This is a genomic window from uncultured Algimonas sp. (assembly GCF_947498175.1).
In the GTDB taxonomy this organism is placed as follows: domain Bacteria; phylum Pseudomonadota; class Alphaproteobacteria; order Caulobacterales; family Maricaulaceae; genus Litorimonas.
On record NZ_CANMJB010000001.1, the window covers coordinates 58,412 to 80,455 of the forward strand.

A 22,044-nucleotide genomic window follows, 5' to 3' on the forward strand; every position below is an offset into this window, starting at 1 on the left:
TCTATCTAGGGATCATGACCGCGCGCAGCATGACCCCGCCCACCATAACTCCGCCTAGGCGAAACCGTCGGCTCGGATTGATCGCTCTCGTCGGCGTCGGACTTGCTTTGGGCGTGACGCTCATCCTGTCGGCCTTGAGCGATAACACGCAATTCTTCTACAATCCGGCGGATGTCATGGCGAAGGGTTTCGTTCCGCAGTCGGAAACGTTCCGGATCGGCGGATTGGTCGCGGAAGGATCCATTGCGCGGACCGGCATCACGACGACTTTCAATGTCGAGGATTTCGAGCGACCCATGCCGACACCGATCAAGGTCACGCATAACGGACAATTGCCCAATCTCTTCCGCGAAGGGCAGGGCGTGGTCGTGTCGGGCCGTATGATCGGCGAGACGGAGTTCTATGCCGAAGAAGTGCTCGCCAAACATGACGAGAACTACCAGCCCAAGATCGACTACCAGGACGAGATCGCGAGCTGACAATCCGGTGACGAGCGGTTCGGCTGATGTGGGGCAACCTCACCGCTCGCCGTGCCTGCCGAAGCAGACGCGGCGGCTATGACAGGTCCGAAACGCTTTGAGCTAGGGCATAATCGCTTGCGAACGCCGTGTTTCCCAGATCGGCACACTTATCGCTCATAATGGTTAATTCGGCTTCGATCCGCGTCCGACGATCACCGCCCCGTCGGCCATGACGAAGTCCACATCTTCGAGCGCCCGGACATTTTGCAGCGGATTCTGATCGACGGCGATAATGTCCGCATCCGCACCCGGAGCGATCACGCCGATCCTGCCATCCAGATTGAACAGTTCGGCATTGATGACCGTCGCGCTCTGGATCGCCTGCATGGGAGTCTGGCCCCATTGGACCATGTAAGCGAATTGCCGCCCGTTCAGCCCGTGCTTGTAGACACCGGCATCCGACCCGAAGGCAATCGGGACGCCGGCCCGGACCGCGGCCTGGAAGCGCTCGCGCTGGGCCTTGCCGACCTGTCGCTCCTTTTCGAGACTGGCCGGAAGTATGCCGGCGGCTTCGCCCTCGGACAGGATGTAATCCGAGACATAGATGTCCATGGACAGGACGGTGCCGTTCTCGAGCGCTAGGCGAATGCCCTCGTCGGAAATGAGCGAGGCGTGTTCGACCGAATCGACGCCCGCCCGGATCGCCGAGTTGATGCCGCGTTCTCCATGCGCGTGCACTGTGGCCTTCATGCCGAGCTGATGCGCTTCGTCCACGATGGCTTCCATTTCCTCTAGGGTGAATTGCTGCGCACCGATGGTCGTGCCTTTGGACAGGACGCCGCCCGTGCCGCAGAACTTGATGACTTCGGCGCCGTATTTCTTGTTCTCGCGGACTTTCCCGCGGACTTCCCAGGGTCCGTCCGCGACACCGCCGCCGACCGCGCCGTATTCATAGGGCAGCAGATTGTTGTCGCAGTGCCCGCCCGTGATGCCGATGGCCCGCCCGGCCGGAATGACTTGCGGGCCGATTATGTCGCCGTCCGTGATAGCGTCACGCAAGGCGACATCGGTGAAATCGGGCGCGCCGACATTGCGGACCGTCGTGAACCCAGCTTCCAATGTACGTTTCGCATTGCGTACGCCCGTAATGGCGGCCCGGGGCGTGGAACGGGTCAGTCGCCTGTAACCGTGCAAAGTCGCATCGCTGGTGAGATGGACATGCGCGTCGGAGAGCCCGGGCAGGACCGTCATGTCGGACAAGTCGATCATAGTGGCTGATACGGCCCGGCGGGTATACTCCTCCTCTGACAGCACATCGGTGATCGTGCCGTCCTCGATCAGGATATAGCGGTCCGACAGGGTCGTTCCGGCTTTCGTATCGATTAGCGTTCCGGCGCGGATGACCGTGTCGGTCGCCCAGCCAGCTGACGGCAGGATGAAGGCAAGCAGGAGAGAAAGCGCGGTTTTCATGTCGGTGCCTGTGGTCGTTGCTGTCGTTTGAAGCTAAGCGCGGCGGCGATGGAACCGCAAGCGGAAAGCAGGGAAGAGAGCTTGGCCGATCTGGTCATCTCCGGTGCCGGACTGTCGGGGCTCGTCACGGCGTGGCGGTGCCTTTCGGTCAATCCGGGCCTCATCATCGACCTGTACGAAATTTCGGACCGTATCGCGGGCGACCACACTTGGTCGTTCAATGCGACAGACATCGCGCCGGAGCTTCGCGACTGGTTCGCCCCGTTCGTCGCGCATCGCTGGCCCGATTACGAAGTCCGCTTCCCCGACCGCAGACGTGTTCTGCCGATCGGATACCGTTCCGGCAATTCCGTAACCCTGCGTAACGCCGTGGCGCCTTTCATCGCGGCAGGGCGGTTGCGGGTTCACCTCGGCCGGACGAAACCGGACGACGCTGCGCCGCACATCGATGCCACGGGCTTCGCCCTGCGTGACGACGAGTTCGCAGGATGGCAGAAGTTCGTCGGCCACGTCATCCGCACGGACGAGCCGCACGGCGTAAAACGCCCCGTCATCATGGATGCGACGGTCGAGCAGATCGACGGCTACCGGTTCATGTACCTCCTTCCGTTCTCCGACCGGGACCTGCTGGTCGAAGACACGTATTTCTCCGACGATCCGCATCTGTCCGAGAATGCGATCGGGGACCGCATCGAACGCTATATCGCCGGCAAGGGATGGAACGACTACAAGACCGTGCGGCGTGAGAAAGGGGTTCTGCCCATGATGATGGCAACGGACCGCCGGGACGATAGCGCGAAGATCGGGCTGGGCGGCGGCTTCGCCGTGGCGGCGACCGGCTTCACCGTACCGCACGCCGTCGAGGTTGCAGATGTCATCGCCCAGGCCATCTTGAGAAACGGACCTTCGGCCGTGCCCGGAGCCGTGGCGGATTTCCGGGCCCATCACCTTCGCCGAGAGACTTATGCGCGATTGCTGAACCGCATGTTTTTCCGCGCGGCCGATCCGTCGCGACGCTATGTCGTGTTGCAACGTTTCTACGGTCTGGGCGAAGGGTTGATCCGCCGTTTCTACCGGAACGGTTTGACCGCGCGCGACAAGGCGCGCATCCTCATCGGAAAGCCCCCCGTGCCCGTTAGCAGGGCGCTTGCCAATTTCAGCGAAAAGGCGTTCATCCGCCGCGAACGCGCCAAAGGACCACCATCATGAACGCAGCCATCGATCCGGCCGACATCGCCGCCGCCAAGCAGGGCGCGGACGGAAAGCCGACGGCCATCGTGATCGGCGCCGGTTTCGGAGGCATCGCACTGGCCATCCGGCTGCAAAGCATGGGCTTCGACGTCACCCTGGCCGACAATCGCGACAAGCCGGGCGGCCGTGCTTATGTATATGAAGAGGACGGCTTCAAGTTCGACGGTGGCCCGACCGTGATCACCGATCCGAATTGCCTGCGGGAGCTATGGGAGCTGTCCGGCCGCAAGATGGACGATTACGTCACCTTGCTGCCCGTCGATCCGTTCTACCGACTGCAGTGGGAAGACGGCGACACACTGGATTATTGGGAAAGCCAGGAACGGCTGGAAAGCGAAATCGCGCAGCGCAATCCCGACGATGTGAAAGGCTACCGAAAGTTCCTTGCCTACAGCCAGGAGCTTTACCGCGAAGGCTATGAGAAGCTCGGCACGACGGCGTTCCTGAAATTCCGCCAGATGCTGCAGGCGGCGCCGCAGCTTGTGCGATTGCGCGCCGACAAGAGCGTCTATGCCATGGTCAGCAAGTTCGTGAAGAACGAACGCGTGCGGCAGCTGCTGTCTTTCCAGTCGCTGTTGGTCGGCGGCAATCCATTCAAGACCAGCTCGATCTATGCGCTCATCCACGCGTTGGAACGCAAGAGCGGCGTCTGGTTCGCCCAAGGCGGAACCGGGGCGCTGGTGGACGGCATGATCCGTCTGTTCGAAGATCTCGGCGGCACGGTGAAGCTGTCTACGGAAATTACCGATATCCGCACCGACGACGACCGCGTGACAGGCGTCGAGGCCGCAGACGGCTGGTCGATGGATGCCGATCTTGTCGCCAGCAACGCGGATGTTGTGCACACCTATTCGAAACTTCTGCGCGGTCACGACCGCGGCAAGAGCTACGGGCGCAGCCTGACCAAGAAGAGTCATTCCATGTCGCTCTTCGTGCTCTATTTCGGACTGAAGACAACCCATCCGGACATGAAGCACCATATCATTCTGCTGGGACAGCGCTACCGCGAGCTGATTGCGGAGATCTTCGGAAAGGGCCGCAAGGTGCCGGAGGACTTCTCGCTGTATCTGCATGCGCCCTGCGTGACGGATCCCTCCATGGCACCGGAAGGCTGTTCATCCTACTATGTCCTGTCGCCCGTGCCGCATCTCGGCCATGCCGATGTGGATTGGGACACGTTCGGCGAAGCCTATACGGACAAGATTCTGGACTATCTGGAAGAACACGCCATTCCGAACCTGAAACGCGATCTGGTCGTCCGGAAGACACTGACTCCGTTCGGCTTCCGGGACGAGATGAATACCCACTTGGGGAGCGCTTTTTCCATCGAGCCTGTGCTGACCCAGTCGGCCTGGTTCCGACCCCATAATCGCGACGACGTGCTGGGCAACATGTATATTGTCGGTGCGGGCACGCATCCGGGGGCCGGCGTTCCAGGCGTTGTCGGTGCGGCCAAGGCAACGGCGGGTGTCGTGGCGGACGATTTCAAGGCCGCGTTGGCGCGCTAGGCTCACGGGCTCGTGACGGGATCTCACGACAGAGTGTCGCACTGTCGCAATTCTATCTGTTAGGCGCTTCCCACTTCAAACCGGGAGGCCTTCATGCCCAATCTCCGCTTGCCGCTCTTTTTGACGCGGCTGTCCATCTTCTATTTCCTGCTGCCTTGGCAGGTGATGCGGTTCACCAACCCTGACCAGATCGATAAGATCGCCGACACATACTATCACACGTCGGGCGGCATTCCGGATTGGGTCAACCTGGCGGTCGGTGCATTCTGGATCGCGCTGCTTATTGCCTTCGTGATCGGGTTCAAGAAGCGTGTGACCTATGGCTTGGTCTTCATCCTGCATGTCGGCGCCATTCTGATCTCGGTCCAGGCTTATGTCTGGGGCCTTGAGAGCTTTCAGCAGATCTTTCTGGCAGCGCTGCCAGCCTCTGCGGCGATGGGACTGCTCTATCTCTTGCGAGACCAAGACACGCTTCTTGCGCTGAAATAGCGTAGCGCGAAATCCCTGGCGTCCTTCCAATCCAAGGACGGTGTCCAGCCCGTAGTAAAATCAGGCGGCATTTCACATCCTTTGGGTGCGGCCGACAGAGTCCATGATCTTCCCCTTGTGAATGGACATGATAGCGCTCGTGACGGCTCCTCCTAGTCGCGAGCGCTATTTTCGTTTCGGGCCGAACCAGCCGCGAACAAGCACCAGCCACGTCCGGTCGGATAGGATAACAAGAGCGACGATCGCCAAGCCCCACCAGACGGAACGGCCAGTCCACCAGATCCAGATCAGGGCGGCAAAAGCTGCGAGGTAGAGCAATAGGGCGACGGCGAAACCCCACACGGCCCGTACCTTTTGCTTCATGCTTCGAGTTCGCGCGGCAGGATCAGATCGATCGCCCGCCAGCTGCCAGGCGAGAGCCAGTCATCGTCAGACACACGTTCCAGAACGGTGCAGGCACCGGTCGGAAAATCGTCGAACCGACCCGAGAACAGCGAATGAAGTTCCGCCCATCCGGGATTGTGACCGAGCCACATGAGCTTGCCGGCATCCGGTTCGCCCTTCCGGCGAGCGACATCCAGAACATTGCGCGGCGATGCATGGTAGAACTCCGGCAGATAGGTCACAGTTTGTGCGCCTGGGATGGCGCGGATCAGGCGCATGGCGGTCTCCCGCGTGCGCCGGGAATCGCTGCTCCAGATCGTGTCCGGTGCATATCCGCGCGCCTGCAGGGCCTGTCCGATAGCCGTGGCGGCGCGCCTGCCCCGTTCGTTCAAAGGGCGGTCATGGTCGCGCATGTCCGGATCGGCCCAGCTGGACTTGGCGTGACGCATGAACAGAAGGTGGGATAGCATGGCCAATGCCCTAGCGCGAAGTGGGCGGGGCGGCCACTCCGCAGCGCTATTCCATGGTGTAGACGATGCCGAGTCGGCTGACCGTATCGGTTTTTTCGCGCCCGACCGGCACGTCCGTATGGGTTTCGACGCGGAAACTCGCCCGCATGGCGAGCGCGCCGAACAGGTCCGATGTCACGGAGGTCTCGTTGATCAGATAGGTATCCACATCCGAATAGAAGATCTCGGTATCGTTGGCCAACGCGACGGCTTCGCTGAAGTCGTATTCGAAGTCCGAAAACAGCCGCGCGGATGTAAAGCTGTCCTTGCGATTGATGGGATCGTCCGGGGCTTTCTGTTTCAGACGGGCTTTCTGGGACCGGTAGCCGATCCCGGCTTCGAGCTTCCACATGATCGGTTCCGTTTCCAGCACCTGATAGCCATAACCGGAGCCTAGGAAGGCCCCGTTCTTGAAGGCGCCGAAATCGTCGCTGAAATAGTTGGCGTTGGCGAACAGGTAGCTGCGCTCGCCAATGTCGCGCCCGATCTTGTAATCGACCCTGAACCGCTCCTTGTTGGTGCGGCCACGGGCCTTGCCGTAATCGGCCGATGTCGCGAGGTTGTGACGCCAATCCGCGCCCCGGTTTTTCAATTTCAGCCTGATGCCGACATTTGTGGTGTTGTTGTTGCCCGTCGTGTTGGAACCGTTCAGCTCGATAGTGCCGCCCCATCCCGGATCCGCGGCATCCTTCGCCAAAGCTGGCGAGGACATGCCGACAATCAGGAAAGTCAGGATGGTTATGGGACGCGACAAGAGACGACACTCCAGTAGTGTGATTCAGTAACACGATGCCGACGGCACGGTTAACGGAGCCTTGACGAGGCTGCGCTTTACGCCTCCGTTCCGCGCGCCTAAAAGCGGCGCGCACCTTCCATCGGCCTAAAGCGCAGCAAGACCTATCATGTTCGATATCAAAGCCATCCGTGAAAAACCCGACAGGTTCGACAGCGCATGGGCGCGCCGTGGGCTAGACCCGCAAACGCCGAGGATTCTCGAAAGGGACGCTGTCATCCGCAAGACCAAGACGATGGTTCAGGAAGCCGAAGCCGCGCGCAACAAGGCTTCCAAGCAGATTGGTGCCGCCATGGGTCGGGGCGATGCCGATGAAGCCGAACGGCTGAAGGCGGAAGTGGCAGGCGCAAAAAATGTCATTGCCGTGCTCGGCACCCAATTGGAGACCGAGGAAGACACGCTGAATGCTTTGTTGGCGGGTCTGCCGAACCTTCCAGCCGATGACGTTCCGGAAGGTGCGGGAGAAGAGGACAATGTCGAGATCGTCAAATGGGGCGAGCCGAAAGAGTTTTCCTTCGAGCCCAAGGCCCATGACGATCTGGGCGAGGCGCTCGGCCTGATGGATTTCGAAACGGCGGCGAAGATGAGCGGCAGCCGTTTCGTCATCCTGCGCGGTGCGCTGTCGCGTTTGGACCGCGCATTGGCGGCCCTTATGCTCGACATGCAGACAGGCGAGGGGTTCGAGGAGACGTCGCCGCCCTTGCTCGTCTGGCCGATAGCGCTTCACGGCACGGGACAACTGCCGAAGTTCGCCGAGGACCTCTACGGCACGCAAGAGCATTTCCTGATCCCCACCGCCGAAGTCTCGCTGACCAATACGGTGCGGGAGAGCATATTGGACGCGAATGTGCTTCCCAAGCGCCTGACCGCGCACACACCGTGCTTCCGCAGCGAAGCGGGGTCGGCCGGGCGGGATACGAAGGGGATGATCCGGCAGCACCAGTTCAACAAGGTGGAACTGGTCAGTATCTGCGCGCCGGACCAGGCGGAGGAGGAGCATAAGACGATGCTGTGTTGCGCGGAGCGCGTCTTGCAGGCGTTGAAACTGCCATACCGCGTGGTCGAGCTCTGCACCGGCGACCTCGGTTTCGGAGCACAGAAGACCTACGATATCGAAGTCTGGTTGCCGAGCCAGCGGACCTACCGCGAAATCAGCTCGATCTCGAATTGCGGAGACTTCCAAGCGCGGCGGATGAATGCGCGTTACAAGGCGGGCGAGAAGGACAATCGCTTCGTCCACACTTTGAACGGCAGCGGTCTGGCCGTGGGCCGGACGCTGGTCGCGGTGCTGGAAAACTACCAGAGAGAAGACGGCAGCATTACGATACCGGACGTGCTGGTGCCGTATATGGGCGGGATGGAGACGATCGGATAGGTCACGCCAAAACCCGGCCCCCGGCGAAAGGCGCCTGAGGCGAGCCGATCGTTGAGTGTCTTGATCGTCTCAGAGAGGTCGGCAAGCCGCTTCCAACCAAGCCTTCACTTCGCCATCGAACTCCGGCCCGATCTCTTTGAACACGCGGACATGATAGCCGTCGACATAGTCGCGTTCTGCCTCGGTCAACATATCCGTGTCGATCAGGTCGCGGTGTAGCGGGGCAAGTGTCAGAGTGTGGAAGCCGTGCATCGGTCGTTCCCCGCCCGGAATGTCTTGTGCTTCGGTCACATATTGCAGGTTCTCGATCCGGATGCCGTATTCGCCCTCGCGGTAATATCCGGGTTCGTTCGACACGATCATGCCGGTTTCCAGTGCGACAGTGTTCGGTGTCTTGGAAATGCGTTGCGGGCCCTCATGGACGCCCAGGAATGCGCCGACGCCGTGGCCGGTGCCGTGGTCGTAATCCAGTCCGGCCTGCCAGAGCGGGTAACGGGCGAAAGCGTCGAGATTGGATCCTGTCGTGCCGGACGGAAAGCGGATCGTGGCCAATGTGATATGCCCCTTCAGGACCAGCGTGAAATGCTCGCGCATAGCCTGGGTCGGGGTTCCGATGGGAACGGTGCGCGTCACATCCGTCGTGCCGTCCACATATTGCCCGCCACTATCCACCAGATAGAGCGTGCCCGGCTTGAGCGGCAATGTGGTCGCAGTATTCACGCGGTAATGCGGATGGGCCCCGTTCGGTCCGGAACCGGATATGGTTTCGAAAGACAGGTCCTTCAGCGATCCGGTCTCGTGGCGATAGGTCTCGAGCTTCACTGCGGCGTCTATTTCGTCATAGTCACCGGATTGCGCCTCGGTATCCAGCCAATGAAGGAAGCGGATCAAGGGCACGGCGTCGCGACGGTGTGCCGTTTCGGTCCCGCGCAGCTCCGCTTCCGTCTTCTTCGCTTTGGGCAGGGCAACCGGATCCTGCTTGGCCAGAACCGTCGCGCCCGCCTCTTTCAAGACCTGCGAGTGCCAAGCCGATCCTGTCGTCGGATCGACGATGACGCTTTTGCCCGACCATGCCTTCATATCGGCGTCGAGCGATTGTTCGGACGTGATGGACACTTGATTGCCCAGATGCGATCGTACCGCGTTGGATAGCTTGTCCGGATCGGTGTATAGGGTCACGCGACCTTCGGCGTCGATAATGGCATTGCCCAGCAAGAGCGGCGTACAGCGCACATCGGCGCCGCGCAGATTGAGCAACCACGCGATCGAAGCCGGCGCCGTCAACATGGCGGCATCCGCGCCCGCATGGCCTATGGCGGCCGCGATCTCCTTGCGCTTGTCCGCATGGCTCTTTCCAGCCAGATCGTCCGGCTGGACCGAAACCACCCCCTTGGGCGGGGCGGGGCGGTCCGTCCAGGCCATGTCGATGGGATTGGCGTCCAGCGCGATGAGCGCCGCGCCTGCACCTTCGGCTGCCTTTGTCAAAGCCGCCACGGCCTTGACCGAATGCAAACGCGGGTCGTAACCGACCCGTTCGCCCTTGCGCAGATTGTCACGCAACCATTTGGCGACCCCGTCTTCCAGCCGCGCATAGTCGAAGAGATCACCGTCAACCTGTTGACGCACTTGCAGCGTATAGCGCCCGTCCACGAACATGGCCGCCCGGTCCCGCAGGACGATAGCGGCGCCCGCCGAACCGGTGAAGCCCGTCGCCCACATCAGCCGTTCATTGTGGTCGGGCAGATACTCGTTATTGTATTCGTCCTCATGCGGGATCAGCAATCCATCGAGGTCGAGGCGGTCCAACTCGGCGCGCAGCAAGGGCACATGGTCCCGCCCCATTTGCGGTCCGCCGACCACGTCGAAATTCTGTATCAAGTCTGTCGTTTGTCTGCCCATGATGCGGCTCTAGGCGCTTTCGGCCGCAAGGAAAAGGCAAGCCCCTTAAAAACGCAGCCGATCCGTGCTATGGTCGTTTTCGTCACCGTCCGCAGAGGCGGGACGTGAAAAGGAGCATTCATGGCCGCACGGCTGTTCGGATTGAAATTTCTATCGACACATGGTTCGGGTTTGGGCTTGGACAAAACCGAGCCGCGGCCCACTCGGACGGGTGACAAACCTCTGAACATCAACCCCGCACCCGACCTTCTAGATTTCGAGTATCCGCCGGAATCCGCTTTCGCCCGTCGCGACAGAACCGACGAGTTAACGCCGAGCTAACATTTCCGCGAGGTTCCCACCGTTTTTGCATAGCTCCGTCCGAAGCTTGGTGGTTCTTCCAGATTGAGTCCGCGACTACATGCCGTCCGCGAAATCAGGCATAGCATGTCGCTGTGCCATCCGATCTGAACGAAGAACCGAAAGAGGACAATGTCTTACCAATTCGATACCGCACGCCTGCGTACGCAGGATAAGGTCAAGCTTGGCGAAATCGCCCAGCTTCGCCTTCTGGCCCGCCGCTCGGCACGCCAGAGCCGTCGCGCCCTCCGCGCGATCTAGCTCCGCCAGCCATGAAAATATGAAGAGCCCGGACTTTGTGTCCGGGCTTTTTTTATGGGCGCGCCCATAGGGATGTCCAGCCACCCAGGCTGGGGCGGGACTGGACTGTCAGGCCGGTCTTGCGGAAAGCATCCGCCACCCATTGCGCCTGTTCATCCAGAATGCCCGACAGGATTGCCTGCCCGTCTGGGCTTATCGCACCCGCAATGTCCGGCGCCAACTCGCGCAGTGGACCGGCGAGGATGTTGGCGATGATCAGGTCGAAGGTCCGACCGCGAAGGCTGTCCGCCTCGAACCCGTCTGCGACTAGAGACTCGTAGGATACATCGTTCGACATCGCGTTCGAGATTGCCACTTCGATGGCCATGGGATCGATATCGGTCGCCAATATCGACGCTTCCGGGAAGAGTTTGGCCGCAGCGATGGCGAGAACGCCTGCGCCGGTGCCAAGATCCAGGATTTGCCCCGGCTTCGCTCCGGAGGTTTCCAGTTCGTCCAGCATCAGCAGACAGCTTTGCGTGGTGCCGTGATGTCCGGTCCCGAATGCCTGACCGGCATCGACCTGAATGGGAAATGCAAGGCCGCGCGGCGGCGTGTCGTGACTGCCATGGATGGCAAACCGTCCGGCCATGACCGGTGCCAGACCGGATTGGCTCAGCCTGACCCAATCTTCGTTCGGCACCTGAGAGATCGCGAATTCCAGTCGCGGGTCGATTGTTGCCGATGCGGCTTCGGCATGGGCCTTGGTTTCATAGAGCGCTTGGATGTGAACCCGGTCGGGACCGTCATCGAAAATGGAGACGGACAGCGCTTCCGTCATGTCGTCGAAGCCGAGCGTTTCAGCCAAGGCGTAGCCGGCTTCTGGCGTTGTCCGAACGGCCAAGGCAAACGGTCGGGACATGCCGTCAGACATCTGCGGCGCGCTGCACGAAACCGTCCAGTACCATTTTCTCGCCCGCCTTGTCGAACTCCACGGTCAGCTTAGTGCCGTCGGCCGACATGACCTCGCCATACCCGAACTTGGTGTGGAAAACCCGTTCGCCGACCGTGTAGTTGGAGGTCTTGCCCTTGGCCGGCCGGCGCACGGCGTGACCTTCGATCTCCTTGGGTTCGCGTCCGAATTGGCGATCCTTGTTCTTCTGATAGCGTTGCCACCCGGGCGACGCGCGCCCGGACTGCGCCTTGGCGAAGGTGCGGCCGAAATCTTCCTGCACGCGGTCCGCGATCAGGGACGGATTGTACTGGTTGGCTTCGCTTTCGACATCCACATGCTCGATCGGCAGCTCGTCGATGAAACGGGACGGCAAGGACGATTGCCAGGATCCATAGACCTGCCGATTGGCCGCAAAATAGATTTTCGCCATTTCCCGCGCCCGGGTGATGCCGACATAGGCGAGGCGGCGTTCCTCTTCGAGACCCGCCATGCCGCTTTCGTCCAGCGCCCTTTGGCTCGGAAATGTGCCTTCTTCCCAACCCGGCAGGAAGACGAGCGGAAATTCGAGGCCCTTGGCGCTGTGCAGCGTCATCAGGCTGATTTCGTCCTCCTGCGGCCCGGACTCCACGTCCAGCACCAGGCTGACATGTTCCATATAGGCATCGAGCGTATCGAACTCGCCCATCGCGGAGATCAGCTCCTTGAGGTTTTCCAGACGGCCCTGGCTCTTTGCATCCTTATTGTCGCGCCACATCTGGGTGTAGCCGGACTGATCGAGGATGCGCTCGGCCATTTCGGTGTGTTTTGTGTCTCGTGCTTCGCGCCGCCAGCGATCGATGTCTTGCGTGAAAGCGCGCAGGCTGGTGCGGGCCTTGCCGCGAATTTCGTCCGTGCGGATCATGGTGCGCGTCGCCTGTTCCAGCGAGACGTTCATCGCCCGAGCCGCTTCCTGCAGCTTGCGCACGCTGGTCGCACCGATACCGCGTTTGGGCGTATTGACGATGCGCTCGAACGCGAGATCGTCCGTATCGGACCGCAAGACACGCAGATAGGCGTGCGCGTCGCGGATTTCGGCGCGTTCGAAGAAGCGGGGCCCGCCGATGACACGGTAGGGGAGGCCGAGCTGGATGAAGCGTTCCTCGAAGTTGCGCATCTGGCGCGAAGCGCGAACGAGGATCGCAACATCATTGTATGAGCGGCCTTTGGTCTTCCAGTTCTCGATTTCGCCGCTGATGATGCGCGCTTCGGCCGGTCCGTCCCAGACGCCCGTCACGCTGACCTTGTGGCCGCCTGCATCGTCGGTCCACAAGGTCTTGCCGAGCCGGTCCTTGTTGGCCGCGATCAAGCCGGAGGCCGCACCGAGAATGTGCTCGGTCGAGCGGTAGTTCCGTTCCAGCCGGATGACCTTGGCGCCGGGGAAATCGGCTTCGAAACGCAGGATGTTATCCACCTCCGCGCCGCGCCAGCCATAGATGGACTGGTCGTCGTCGCCGACGCAGCACACATTGTTCGACCCCTGGGCCAGCAGCCGCAGCCAGAGATACTGCGCGACGTTCGTATCCTGATACTCGTCCACAAGTAGGTAGCGGAACTTGTCGTGGAATTTCTTCAGGACATCCGGGTTCTGCTGGAAAATCGTGATGTTGTGCAACAAGAGATCGCCAAAATCGACCGCGTTGAGTATTTTCAGCCGGGCTTGGTAGGTCGCGTAGATCTCGACGCCTTTGCCTTCGGCGAAGGCATGGCCGTCATCCGCTCCAAGCTTGTCGGGCGTCAGACCCTTGTTCTTCCATCCGTCGATCAGCGAGGCCATATAGCGCGCCGTCCAGCGTTTGCTGTCGATGCCCGCGGCTTCAATGACCTGTTTCAACAGGCGGATCTGGTCATCCGTGTCGAGGATGGTGAAGCTGCTCTTGAGATCCACCAGCTCGGCATGAATGCGCAGAATCTTGGCCGCGATGGAGTGGAACGTTCCGAGCCACGGCATGCCTTCCATCTGCTCGCCCATCAGCCCGCCGACGCGTTCGCGCATCTCGCGCGCTGCCTTGTTGGTGAAGGTGACGGACAGGATCTGGCTCGGCCAGGCGAGGCGGTTGCGGATGATATGGGCCAGCCGCGTCGTCAGCACCCGGGTCTTGCCGGTGCCGGCTCCGGCCAGCACCAATAACGGCCCTTCCGTGCTGAGGACCGCTTCGCGCTGTTCGGGATTCAGTCCCTCCAGATAGTCGGCCGACCCATCGACCGTCCGCACCGGCATGGCGCGCGCGGAAATCGAGCCTGCGGACGCAGGCGCGGGCGGCGCAGGCTGGAACGAATCGGATGGCGGCATAGTCTTTGGAACATAGGGACAACATCGCCGCGTGGCGAGGGGGCCAATGCGGCGCTTTACGTGGGCAACGCGTCTTCCTACATCGGAACCATGCTCGGCGCGCTTTACAATGGCGATATCCTTTCCCTGTCATCGACCTTGCGCAACGAAGCCTTGGACGCGCCGGACGGTACGGCCCGGAAACTCAGCAAGCTTTGCGGGTCGTGGGTCGAAGTCGATGTCGCGATGGAGGGCGGCTTTGTCAGCGATGCCGCGCTTCGCGTGCAGGCCTGCGCCTTGGGGCAAGCCAGCGCCGCGGTCTTGAAGGCGAATATCCTCGGGGCTGATCTAACGATGCTGAAAACGGCAAGAGATGGGTTGCAAGCCATGTTGAAAGAAGCCGGCGAGCCTCCACAAGGCCGTTTCTCGCAGCTGAAGCTGTTACAGAGTGTGCGAGACTATCCTGCGCGCCATCAAAGCACGATGTTGGCCTTCGAAGCCGCCGTCGAAGCGGTCGAGAAGGCTGGCGCCAAAGAGGCCTGATTCTCGGCCGGATCGGCGCACTTCAGACCTATTTCGACATGGAAGTCCGCCAGTCCGCCGTATTTGTAATGTTGGCGCATCGTAATCTTTCGACTTTACGGCGATTTCGGACATGGCAAAGTCTTAACCAATACAAGGGGCAGTATTTCAATATGGTCGCAATGTGGCGGCTTCAACCTGTCGGGAGTCTAAACTTCCGGTAAGTTGAGGCTCTGTCGGGGGTGCTTATGTTTGTTGCAAGCCGGGGGGCTTGGCATCGACTTTTACAAGGAGACCCCCATGCCTAAGCTGAACCTCAAGACTCTTCTCGCCGCTTCCGCCCTGACAATCGCCGGTACGACCATTGCCGTCGCTCAGGATCCCATGCCGGAAGTCGTCGAACCCGCACCCAGCACAGTGCTGAGCGTCGATGACGTGAAAACGCATCTCGCCAAAGCCGACGTCGATTTCGACGGCAAGCTCGACGCGGAAGAGTACATCAACTTCACCGTTGCCATGGCCGAAGACGGCGACGACAATTCCGGCGCGCTGGTCGTGTCCGGCGACTATGACGCCATGTTCCAGTCGCTCGACACGGACGGTGACGGCAAACTGACCGAAGACGAGCTCCACACTGCGGCTGACGACGGTGCGGCAGACGAGATCGTCATCGACGAAGAGCCGGAAATGTAAAGCGGCCCTCCAATCCCACGGTTTCATTGATTTGAAACTGTGGGAACGGAGTCGGGCCGACTCCCGTTAGTCAGCCAAGAGCAATATCGCTCGGCAATCTGGGAGAGAGCCAATGCTTCGTTGGGCTATCATTTTTCTTGTCATCGCAATCGTGGCGGCCGTGCTCGGCTTCGGCGGCATCGCCGGCGCCGCATCCGGCATCGCGACAATCCTGTTCTATATTTTCCTGGCTCTGTTCGTGATCGGCCTGATCATGCACCTGGTCAGAAAAGCGTAGCGACAGTCCCGCAAGACAAGACGAAGCCCCGGACGATCATCGTCCGGGGCTTTTTTTCATCCGATGCTGTTGCCCGTGTCGGCCGTCCGGTCCGGATCGGTTGCGATGACATTAGATGTCAAACCGAGCTGTTCGACCTTGTGGTGTTTTCGACCTTCTCTCTGAGGCTCGGACCTCCATGGACGACCACGTCCTTCGCAAAGCAGATCCCACATCTCAGGGTCTAGACCTGTCTCCAGAGAGGGGCGAGGCGCGAACCGCACGCTAAGCGGCATCGGCAGACCCATTGTCATTCGGCGTGGCTCGCGGAGATACGATCGACGAAACAAGGCGCCGCAGAGAAGATGGTGCCGGAAAATCCGACCAGAGCACTTCCAAACTATCTGTGATGGGAGATGCGGCTTTATGGTCGCGTCTGATCCACGATGGAACCCTCAGCATCGGCTCAGCGCAGGGTACCATTCATCTGGCTCAGTCCGTCTTTGAACAGGCGGGTGCGGTCGGAGGCGGTCAATTCCGTCGCGATCAGATCGCGGGCCGTATCGACGGCCAGATCGGCGGCACGGGCGCGAACCTCCGCCAGAGCCTGGGCTTCGGCGCTGGCGATCTTGGCTTCGGCTTGCGCCGCGCGGCGTTGCAAACGTTCTGACAGATCGGCCCGCGCTTGGGCGGCCATGGACTCGGCGTCGCGCCGGGCCTTCTCGACGATTTCGGTGGCCTGAGCTTCCGCTTCGGCCTGTTTGCGCTGATAGGAGGCGAGCAGGGCTTGGGCTTCTTCGCGCAATCGCCGGGCTTCGTCCAATTCGTCGCGAATCGCCTCGGCGCGCTTGTCCAAGGCTCCGCCCATCGCCCGGAAGCCGCCTTTCCAAGCGACCAAGGCGAAGAAAAGGAACAGCGGAACAAGCACCCAGAATTCGGAGGAAAGATACCAAGCCTTGCCGCTGGCGAGAATGAGGTTGGCCGTCATGATCGAGCCCCCTTCAGCGCGGCGGTGACCTTGGCCGGCGCGATCGTCTTGCCGGTCAGTTCGTTGACGAGCGTTCCGGCCACATCGACCGCGACCGCGTCGATGTTGGAGAGGGCCGCCGTCTTGATGTCGCGGATACGCGCTTCGGCCAGTTCGCTTTCGCGTTCGGCTTGCGCGTCGGCTTCGTCCAGTTCGGCGCGGATTTCCGCGTCGAGAGACTGGCGTGTGCTTTCCGCGACATTGGATGCTTTGGCCCGGGCGTCGCGCAGCGATTGTTCGTGCGCCTTTTCGGCCTCTTCGGCCTCGAGCTTCATGCGCGAGGCGCTGTCGAGGTCATCGGCGATCCGGTCCGAGCGGTTGCCGAGCGTGTCGCGCAACCGCGGCAGAATGAATTTCGACAAAGCGAAATAGAGGATCGCGAATGTCAGGAAGAGCCAGAAGATCTGGCCCACCCAAGTGGATGTATCGAGCTGCGGCAGACCGCTTGCGGCGTCCGCCGCAAGCTCTGCATCCGTATAGGTCTCTTCCGCCGCCATCGCGCCGATACTCCTAACGTCGTTCGAGCCTTAGGCCGCGAACAGGATGATCATGGCCAGAACGAAACCGAACAGGCCGGTGGCCTCGGTCAGGGCGAAGCCGAGCAGCAGGTTGGTGCGCTGGCTGTCGGCCGCGGACGGATTGCGCAGCGCGCCGGACAGGTAGCTGGAAAAGATGTTGCCGATACCGAGGCCGGCACCGACGAGGGCGAGGCCGGCGACGCCGGCACCGATATACTTTGCGGCTTCTGCTTCCATGATGGGATCTCCTATTGGTGGAAAGCGTGGGTGTTAGTGGTCAACGTGGTAGACGTCGTTGAGATAGACGCAGGTCAGGATCGCGAAGACGAAAGCCTGCAGCAGGGCGACGAGGAATTCGAGCGCCACGATGAAGATCGTACCGAGCACGGGTACGACGGCGCCCAGCGACGTCAGCCCGCCTTGCGCCACGAGATAGGCCGCGAAGATGGCGAACAGCTTTAGCATGACATGGCCCGCGACCATGTTGGCGAACAGTCGCACGGCCAGCGTGATCGGACGTGCGAGAAAAGAGATCACTTCGATCAGGACGATGATCGGATACATGACCAGCGGCAGGCCGCCGGGCGCGAAGATCTTAAACCAGGACAGTCCGTTCTTCCAGAGGCCCGCGATGATAACGATCAAGATGGTGGCCGTCGCCATGGCGAGTGTCACGGCCAGATGAGAGGTGGTGGTGAAGGCGTAGGGGTTCATTCCGATCAGATTGGCGAACAGGATGAAGAAGAAGAGCGTGAAGATGAAAGGCATGAAGCGCATGGCTTCGGGGCCGACCGTATCGCGCACCATGTCGGCGATGAATTGGTAGGACAGCTCGCCCAGCGATTGCATGCGCCCCGGGATCAGCTTGCCGCGCAAGGTCAGGGCGAAGAAGCCGATGATCAGAACGACGGACATGACCATCCAGAAGGCGGAATTGGTCCAGGACACGGTCTGTCCGGCGATTTCGAACAGATCGACGTCGCGGTCGATCTTGAACTGTTCCATGGGTCCGCTTGCCACGTCCCGCTCCTTCTAATCTTCGTCCCCGTCGCCGGGATAGCCAGGCTCCCGCAGGTCGTCGCCCTTGGGAATATGCGCCGTCTTCGCATCCATGGCCGCAGCCGTGCGAAACACACTCATAAACCCGGCGGCCATGCCCAAACCAAGCCCAATCAGAAACCCCCAGGGTTCCGTCCCGAAAACCGTATCGATGCCCCAACCCAGGAACATGCCGACGAGGACGGAGGCCAGAAGCTCCGTGCTCAGCCGCCATGCCATTCCGAGAAGGGAATTGTCCTGCGCCTTTTCCTTCCGGCCTTGGCGAAGATCGCGGCGCATATGTGCGGCGGCGAGCTTGCTCTCGAGCGTATCGAGATCGGTCGGGGAGGGAGGGTCGGACTGTCCGTTCTGTTCCGGCATGAAAACCAAGCGTGACACTTCCAAAAAGGTTACCTGTCGGCGTCTTCCGAAAGCGCGCGGAACCTATCCATGGCCCGGCATGAAGTCAACAGCCGGAACAGGCGTGTAAGCCACTGTAACATATGGCTTTATGAAAGAAGATTCAGCCCTGCGCGATATGGTTGGGAATCGCTGTGCAAGCAACTACTCGGCCGCAACCAGCGCTTCGGCGCGCGCCAATTCGACGGAGAGCAATTGCGAGACGCCTTGTTCGGCCATGGTCACGCCGAACAGGCGGTCCATGCGGCTCATGGTGACGGGGTTGTGGGTAATGGCGATGAACTTGGTGTCGGTCAGCCGGGACATCTCATCCAAGACATCGCAGTAACGGCCGACATTATAGTCGTCGAGCGGAGCGTCGACTTCGTCCAAAACGCAGACAGGAGCCGGGTTGGACAGGAAGACAGCGAAAATCAACGCCGTCGCCGTCAGCGCCTGTTCGCCGCCGGACAAGAGGCTCATGGGCTTGAGGGTCTTGCCGGGTGGCCGGGCGAAGACTTCAAGACCGGCTTCCAGCGGGTCATCGCTTTCCGTGAGGGACAGCCAGGCTTCACCGCCGCCGAACAGGGTCACGAACAGTTTGGAGAAATGGCCATTGACCACATCAAAGGCGGCGAGGAGTTTCTGGCGTCCTTCCGTGTTCAGCTCATCGATGCCTTCGCGCAGCTTTGCGATGGCCTTGACCAGATCCTCGCGTTCCTTCGTCAGTGTGGACAGCGTTTCTTCCTGCTCGGCCGCTTCCTCGTCGGCGCGCAGATTGACGCTTCCGAGCCGTTCTCGCTCGGCGGCGAGGCGTTCGAGTTTTCGCTCGATATCCGCTTCGGACAAATCCGAGTCCGGAGACAGCGATCCGAGATGTTCATTCAGTTCGGACGGATTGCACTGCAGCGTTTCGTTGATGCGGGCCTTGGTCTCGCCGATCCGCTCCTTGGCTGCGACCAGCCGGGCCTCTGCGGCTGCGCGGGATTCGCGGGCTTGTCCGGCAGCCCGTTCCAGATCGCGTGCGGCGATCTCGGCATCGCGCAATGACGTTTCCGCGCCCGACAAAGTGTCTGCGGCCGCGTCGCGCCGCTGCTCGGCCTCTTCGAGTTGGGCGAACAAGGCAGTACGACGGTTTTCTAACCTGTCCGGACCGTCCGTCGCACCTTGATGGTTGATCCGGGCGGCATCGAGCCGTCCCTGCAGGGTCGCTACCCGGTCGGCCGCCTGGTCGCGGCGGCGTTGCCAGTCAGCCCGTTCGCTTTCGACGGCCTTCAAACGCGCCGTTCGCGCGTCGATGGCGTTGCGCAAGGAGCGGTAGGTCGTGTTCGTCTCGTCCGCATCGGCACGAGCGTCCAGCAAACGTTCGGCGAGGGCGTTGCGCTTGACGCCTAAACTGTCGTCATGATCCGCGCCGTCGACGGAGGCCTTCGCCGCATCGCGCTGCTGGCGCAGTTCGGCGATCTCGGCCTGCAATCGTTCGATCCGCTCTTCGAGCGACCGGCGTTGCGCCGTTTCACGCGCGACATCGGTTTCGTATTGGGAAAGCGCGGCTTGCGCGGCGCGTTCCTTGCGCTCCAGTTCAGGCAGGGCGGCGCGAGCTTGGGAAGCCATGTCGCGCGCAAGGTCGCGATGCGCTCGAGCGCGTTCGAAAGCGAGTTTCGCATCGGCGACGGAGGCTTCCGCGGCCTCGATTTCGCTCGCCATCTCCTGCAGGCGACCTTGTTGCTTCAACTTCACGGATGCGGCCGTTTCAGCACCGGCTTCCGTGACGAACCCGTCCCAACGCACGACATACCCGTTCCGCGTGACGAGACGCTGTCCGGGCTTGAGTTGATCGGCCAGTTCCGCAGCGCTTTCCGTCACGCCGATCTGGCCGAGCCTTGCCGTGAGTTCGACCGGCCCGCTGACCAGCTGGGACAAGGGGGTTGCGCCGGGGGGCAGGCGCTGATCGCTATCCGGCGCGCCGGTCCAGCGCAGGGCGGAGCGACCCCCTATGCCTGCATCGAGATCTTCGCCCAAAGCGGCGGCCAAAGCCCGTTCGTAGCCTTTCTGCACGGTGATCAACGACAAGGCCGTGGCGTGATCGCTTCCGCCTCGATTGACGATGCGTTCCAGCGCCGAACGTTCGGACGTCAGTTCGCCGAGCACGGCTTTCGCGTCGGAAAGACTTTCGCGCGCCTGCTGATCAGCTTCGTCGGCATCGTTGCGTTTCGTGGCTGCATTGCGTTCCGCGGCCTTGGCTGCGTTCAGAGCGTCGAGCGCTTCACGGGCCGAAGCGGCGAACAGGCTGGCCGACCCCCCATTATCGGCCGACAAGGCGGTGAGCGCCCGCTCTGCGTCTTGCAATTCGCGTTGACGGACGGACAGCCTGCGCTCGGCCTGCTCCAACTCACGCGCAGCGCTTTCGGCGCGTGCCGTTTGCCCAGCGATCTGAGCCGTCAGCTCGTTCATATCCGCTTCGATGGTGTTGCGCAGACGAAGCGCGGCTTCGGCCTCGTCGCGCGCCTCATCCAGCGCGGCGGATTGGTCGCCTGCTGCAGCGAGATTGTCGTGCTCGACTTCCAGGCGTGTCTCGGCAGCCTGCGCATCTTCCACAATGCCGCTTTCGCGGTCGATGTCGGCGGAGAGCTGTTCGATCTGGGCTTCCAGCTTGCGCAGTTCCGATGTGGCGGCTTTTTCCTCGCTCTCCAGCGCGTCCTTGGCCGCGTTGATGCGGGCCAGCACGGCGGCAGCGATGAGCTGCTCTTCCTGCAGCGGCTTGATGCCGCCCGACAGATCGGCCGCGATCCGCTGCGCTTCGGCGGATCGGAGCGCCGTATCCTGCACGTTCGCGTCGCAAGCCTTTAACGCATCCTGCGCCCCGGCCAGCGTGTCGAGCGCGGCGACCCAGCGCTTGCGCCAGAGCAGGGCGCGATATTCGTGGATTTCACCCGCTAGGCGCTTATAGCGCGCCGCCTGCCGCGATTGGCGGCGCAGGGACAGCAATTGGCTTTCAATCTGCGCGACGATGTCTTCCAGCCGGTCGAGATTGGTCTCGGCGGCGCGCAGGCGAAGCTCCGCTTCGTGGCGGCGTGAATGCAGGCCGCTGATCCCGGCGGCTTCCTCCAGCACGCGGCGGCGGTTGGCGGGTTTGGCGGAGATCAGCTCGCTGATCTGGTTCTGGCGGACGAGCGCCGGGGAGTTGGCGCCGGTCGAGGCATCGGCGAAGAGCAGCTGCACGTCCTTGGCCCGGACAGTCTTGCCGTTAATCTTGTAAGTCGAGCCCTTGCCCTTGACGATGACGCGCATGACTTCGAGCTGGTCGGAGTCGTTGAAAGTGGCGGGCGCGACCCGGGCGCTATTGTCGATGTGCAACGTGACATGCGCCTGATTGCGCCCCGGGCGTTGCTTCGTGCCGGAGAAGATCACGTCTTCCATCTGCGCGCCGCGCATGGCCTTGGCGCTGTTGGCTCCCATGACCCAGCGAATGGCTTCCAGTAGGTTGGACTTGCCGCAACCATTCGGCCCGACGACGCCCGTCAGGCCCGGTTCGATCAGGAAGTCGGTGGGCTCGACGAAGCTCTTGAAGCCCGTGAGCGTGATCTTGTCGAAGACAAGCCCGCCCATC

Annotated in this window: 23 protein-coding genes; 10 read left to right on the forward strand and 13 right to left on the reverse strand. The window is 61.5% G+C overall.

Annotation, left to right across the window (positions count from 1 at the left end; translation table 11 throughout):
- Nucleotides 1-29: 29 nt before the first annotated feature.
- Nucleotides 30-479 (forward strand): cytochrome c maturation protein CcmE, encoded by a 450-nt coding sequence (locus tag Q0718_RS00315; RefSeq protein WP_298911725.1) that lies wholly within the window; start codon nucleotides 30-32, stop codon nucleotides 477-479.
- A 165-nt stretch (nucleotides 480-644) separates the two neighbouring features.
- Here the strand turns inward: Q0718_RS00315 and Q0718_RS00320 are convergent, their stop codons facing one another.
- A complete protein-coding gene (locus Q0718_RS00320; RefSeq protein ID WP_298911727.1) occupies nucleotides 645-1,931 on the reverse strand; it encodes an amidohydrolase family protein in 1,287 nt (428 codons plus the stop codon).
- 48 nt (nucleotides 1,932-1,979) lie between these two features.
- On the opposite strand from Q0718_RS00320, the gene crtY reads away from it, so the two are divergent.
- From crtY to Q0718_RS00335, 3 genes are all read left to right on the forward strand, one after another.
- A complete protein-coding gene (gene crtY / locus Q0718_RS00325; protein ID WP_298911729.1) occupies nucleotides 1,980-3,140 on the forward strand; it encodes a lycopene beta-cyclase CrtY in 1,161 nt (386 codons plus the stop codon).
- A complete protein-coding gene (locus tag Q0718_RS00330) occupies nucleotides 3,137-4,690 on the forward strand; it encodes a phytoene desaturase (protein WP_298911731.1) in 1,554 nt (517 codons plus the stop codon). Before crtY ends, Q0718_RS00330 begins: the two co-directional genes overlap by 4 nt.
- Before the next feature lie 93 nt (nucleotides 4,691-4,783).
- Nucleotides 4,784-5,179 carry a hypothetical protein gene (locus tag Q0718_RS00335; protein WP_298911733.1) on the forward strand — a complete coding sequence of 132 codons (396 nt, stop codon included), beginning with the start codon at nucleotides 4,784-4,786 and terminating at the stop codon, nucleotides 5,177-5,179.
- Between the two features lie 165 nt (nucleotides 5,180-5,344).
- On the opposite strand, the gene Q0718_RS00340 is transcribed toward Q0718_RS00335, so the two are convergent.
- Genes Q0718_RS00340 through Q0718_RS00350 form a run of 3 tightly spaced genes read right to left on the reverse strand, consistent with a single transcriptional unit; the run spans nucleotide 5,345 to nucleotide 6,826 of the window.
- Nucleotides 5,345-5,542 (reverse strand): hypothetical protein, encoded by a 198-nt coding sequence (locus tag Q0718_RS00340; RefSeq protein ID WP_298911735.1) that lies wholly within the window; start codon nucleotides 5,540-5,542, stop codon nucleotides 5,345-5,347.
- Complete coding sequence (locus Q0718_RS00345) at nucleotides 5,539-6,033, reverse strand: histidine phosphatase family protein (protein WP_298911737.1); 495 nt, start codon at nucleotides 6,031-6,033, stop codon at nucleotides 5,539-5,541. The genes Q0718_RS00340 and Q0718_RS00345 overlap by 4 nt, the downstream gene beginning before the upstream one ends.
- 46 nt (nucleotides 6,034-6,079) lie before the next feature.
- Nucleotides 6,080-6,826 (reverse strand): DUF481 domain-containing protein, encoded by a 747-nt coding sequence (locus tag Q0718_RS00350; RefSeq protein WP_298911739.1) that lies wholly within the window; start codon nucleotides 6,824-6,826, stop codon nucleotides 6,080-6,082.
- A gap of 148 nt (nucleotides 6,827-6,974) precedes the next feature.
- Between Q0718_RS00350 and serS the strand changes: the two genes are divergently transcribed.
- On the forward strand, nucleotides 6,975-8,240 hold the full coding sequence (gene serS, locus Q0718_RS00355) for a serine--tRNA ligase (protein WP_298911741.1): 1,266 nt from the start codon (nucleotides 6,975-6,977) through the stop codon (nucleotides 8,238-8,240).
- Between the two features lie 69 nt (nucleotides 8,241-8,309).
- On the opposite strand, the gene Q0718_RS00360 is transcribed toward serS, so the two are convergent.
- Nucleotides 8,310-10,082, reverse strand: a complete 1,773-nt coding sequence (locus Q0718_RS00360; RefSeq protein WP_366523788.1) for an aminopeptidase P family protein — start codon at nucleotides 10,080-10,082, stop codon at nucleotides 8,310-8,312.
- A 177-nt stretch (nucleotides 10,083-10,259) separates the two neighbouring features.
- Here Q0718_RS00360 and Q0718_RS00365 point away from each other — a divergent pair, with 177 nt between their 5' ends.
- On the forward strand, nucleotides 10,260-10,460 hold the full coding sequence (locus Q0718_RS00365; RefSeq protein WP_298911747.1) for a hypothetical protein: 201 nt from the start codon (nucleotides 10,260-10,262) through the stop codon (nucleotides 10,458-10,460).
- A 150-nt stretch (nucleotides 10,461-10,610) separates the two neighbouring features.
- Nucleotides 10,611-10,739 carry a hypothetical protein gene (locus tag Q0718_RS00370; protein WP_298911750.1) on the forward strand — a complete coding sequence of 43 codons (129 nt, stop codon included), beginning with the start codon at nucleotides 10,611-10,613 and terminating at the stop codon, nucleotides 10,737-10,739.
- Between the two features lie 52 nt (nucleotides 10,740-10,791).
- On the opposite strand, the gene Q0718_RS00375 is transcribed toward Q0718_RS00370, so the two are convergent.
- The gene (locus Q0718_RS00375) at nucleotides 10,792-11,640 is read right to left on the reverse strand and encodes a 50S ribosomal protein L11 methyltransferase (protein WP_298911753.1); all 849 of its coding nucleotides are present in this window, start codon (nucleotides 11,638-11,640) and stop codon (nucleotides 10,792-10,794) included.
- 4 nt (nucleotides 11,641-11,644) lie between these two features.
- A complete protein-coding gene (locus tag Q0718_RS00380) occupies nucleotides 11,645-13,930 on the reverse strand; it encodes a UvrD-helicase domain-containing protein (protein ID WP_366523789.1) in 2,286 nt (761 codons plus the stop codon).
- A 162-nt stretch (nucleotides 13,931-14,092) separates the two neighbouring features.
- Between Q0718_RS00380 and Q0718_RS00385 the strand changes: the two genes are divergently transcribed.
- The 3 genes from Q0718_RS00385 (at nucleotide 14,093) to Q0718_RS00395 (ending at nucleotide 15,473) form a co-directional block, all read left to right on the forward strand.
- On the forward strand, nucleotides 14,093-14,524 hold the full coding sequence (locus tag Q0718_RS00385) for an iron-sulfur cluster assembly scaffold protein (protein ID WP_366523790.1): 432 nt from the start codon (nucleotides 14,093-14,095) through the stop codon (nucleotides 14,522-14,524).
- A 279-nt stretch (nucleotides 14,525-14,803) separates the two neighbouring features.
- Complete coding sequence (locus Q0718_RS00390) at nucleotides 14,804-15,196, forward strand: EF-hand domain-containing protein (RefSeq protein WP_298911759.1); 393 nt, start codon at nucleotides 14,804-14,806, stop codon at nucleotides 15,194-15,196.
- A 112-nt stretch (nucleotides 15,197-15,308) separates the two neighbouring features.
- Complete coding sequence (locus Q0718_RS00395; protein ID WP_298911762.1) at nucleotides 15,309-15,473, forward strand: DUF1328 domain-containing protein; 165 nt, start codon at nucleotides 15,309-15,311, stop codon at nucleotides 15,471-15,473.
- 445 nt (nucleotides 15,474-15,918) lie between these two features.
- On the opposite strand, the gene Q0718_RS00400 is transcribed toward Q0718_RS00395, so the two are convergent.
- The 6 genes from Q0718_RS00400 to Q0718_RS00425 all read right to left on the reverse strand — a co-directional run bounded on the left by Q0718_RS00400 (nucleotide 15,919) and on the right by Q0718_RS00425 (nucleotide 22,043).
- Nucleotides 15,919-16,440 carry a F0F1 ATP synthase subunit B gene (locus Q0718_RS00400; RefSeq protein ID WP_298911766.1) on the reverse strand — a complete coding sequence of 174 codons (522 nt, stop codon included), beginning with the start codon at nucleotides 16,438-16,440 and terminating at the stop codon, nucleotides 15,919-15,921.
- Nucleotides 16,437-16,976 carry a F0F1 ATP synthase subunit B' gene (locus Q0718_RS00405; RefSeq protein ID WP_298911768.1) on the reverse strand — a complete coding sequence of 180 codons (540 nt, stop codon included), beginning with the start codon at nucleotides 16,974-16,976 and terminating at the stop codon, nucleotides 16,437-16,439. Before Q0718_RS00405 ends, Q0718_RS00400 begins: the two co-directional genes overlap by 4 nt.
- A 30-nt stretch (nucleotides 16,977-17,006) precedes the next feature.
- On the reverse strand, nucleotides 17,007-17,234 hold the full coding sequence (locus Q0718_RS00410) for a F0F1 ATP synthase subunit C (protein ID WP_298911771.1): 228 nt from the start codon (nucleotides 17,232-17,234) through the stop codon (nucleotides 17,007-17,009).
- A 33-nt stretch (nucleotides 17,235-17,267) separates the two neighbouring features.
- Nucleotides 17,268-18,017, reverse strand: coding sequence for a F0F1 ATP synthase subunit A (locus tag Q0718_RS00415; RefSeq protein ID WP_298911774.1), 750 nt, complete (start codon nucleotides 18,015-18,017; stop codon nucleotides 17,268-17,270).
- 12 nt (nucleotides 18,018-18,029) lie between these two features.
- Nucleotides 18,030-18,416, reverse strand: coding sequence for an AtpZ/AtpI family protein (locus Q0718_RS00420; RefSeq protein ID WP_298911776.1), 387 nt, complete (start codon nucleotides 18,414-18,416; stop codon nucleotides 18,030-18,032).
- A gap of 183 nt (nucleotides 18,417-18,599) precedes the next feature.
- The gene (locus Q0718_RS00425; protein ID WP_298911778.1) at nucleotides 18,600-22,043 is read right to left on the reverse strand and encodes an AAA family ATPase; all 3,444 of its coding nucleotides are present in this window, start codon (nucleotides 22,041-22,043) and stop codon (nucleotides 18,600-18,602) included.
- Nucleotide 22,044 lies beyond the last annotated feature (1 nt).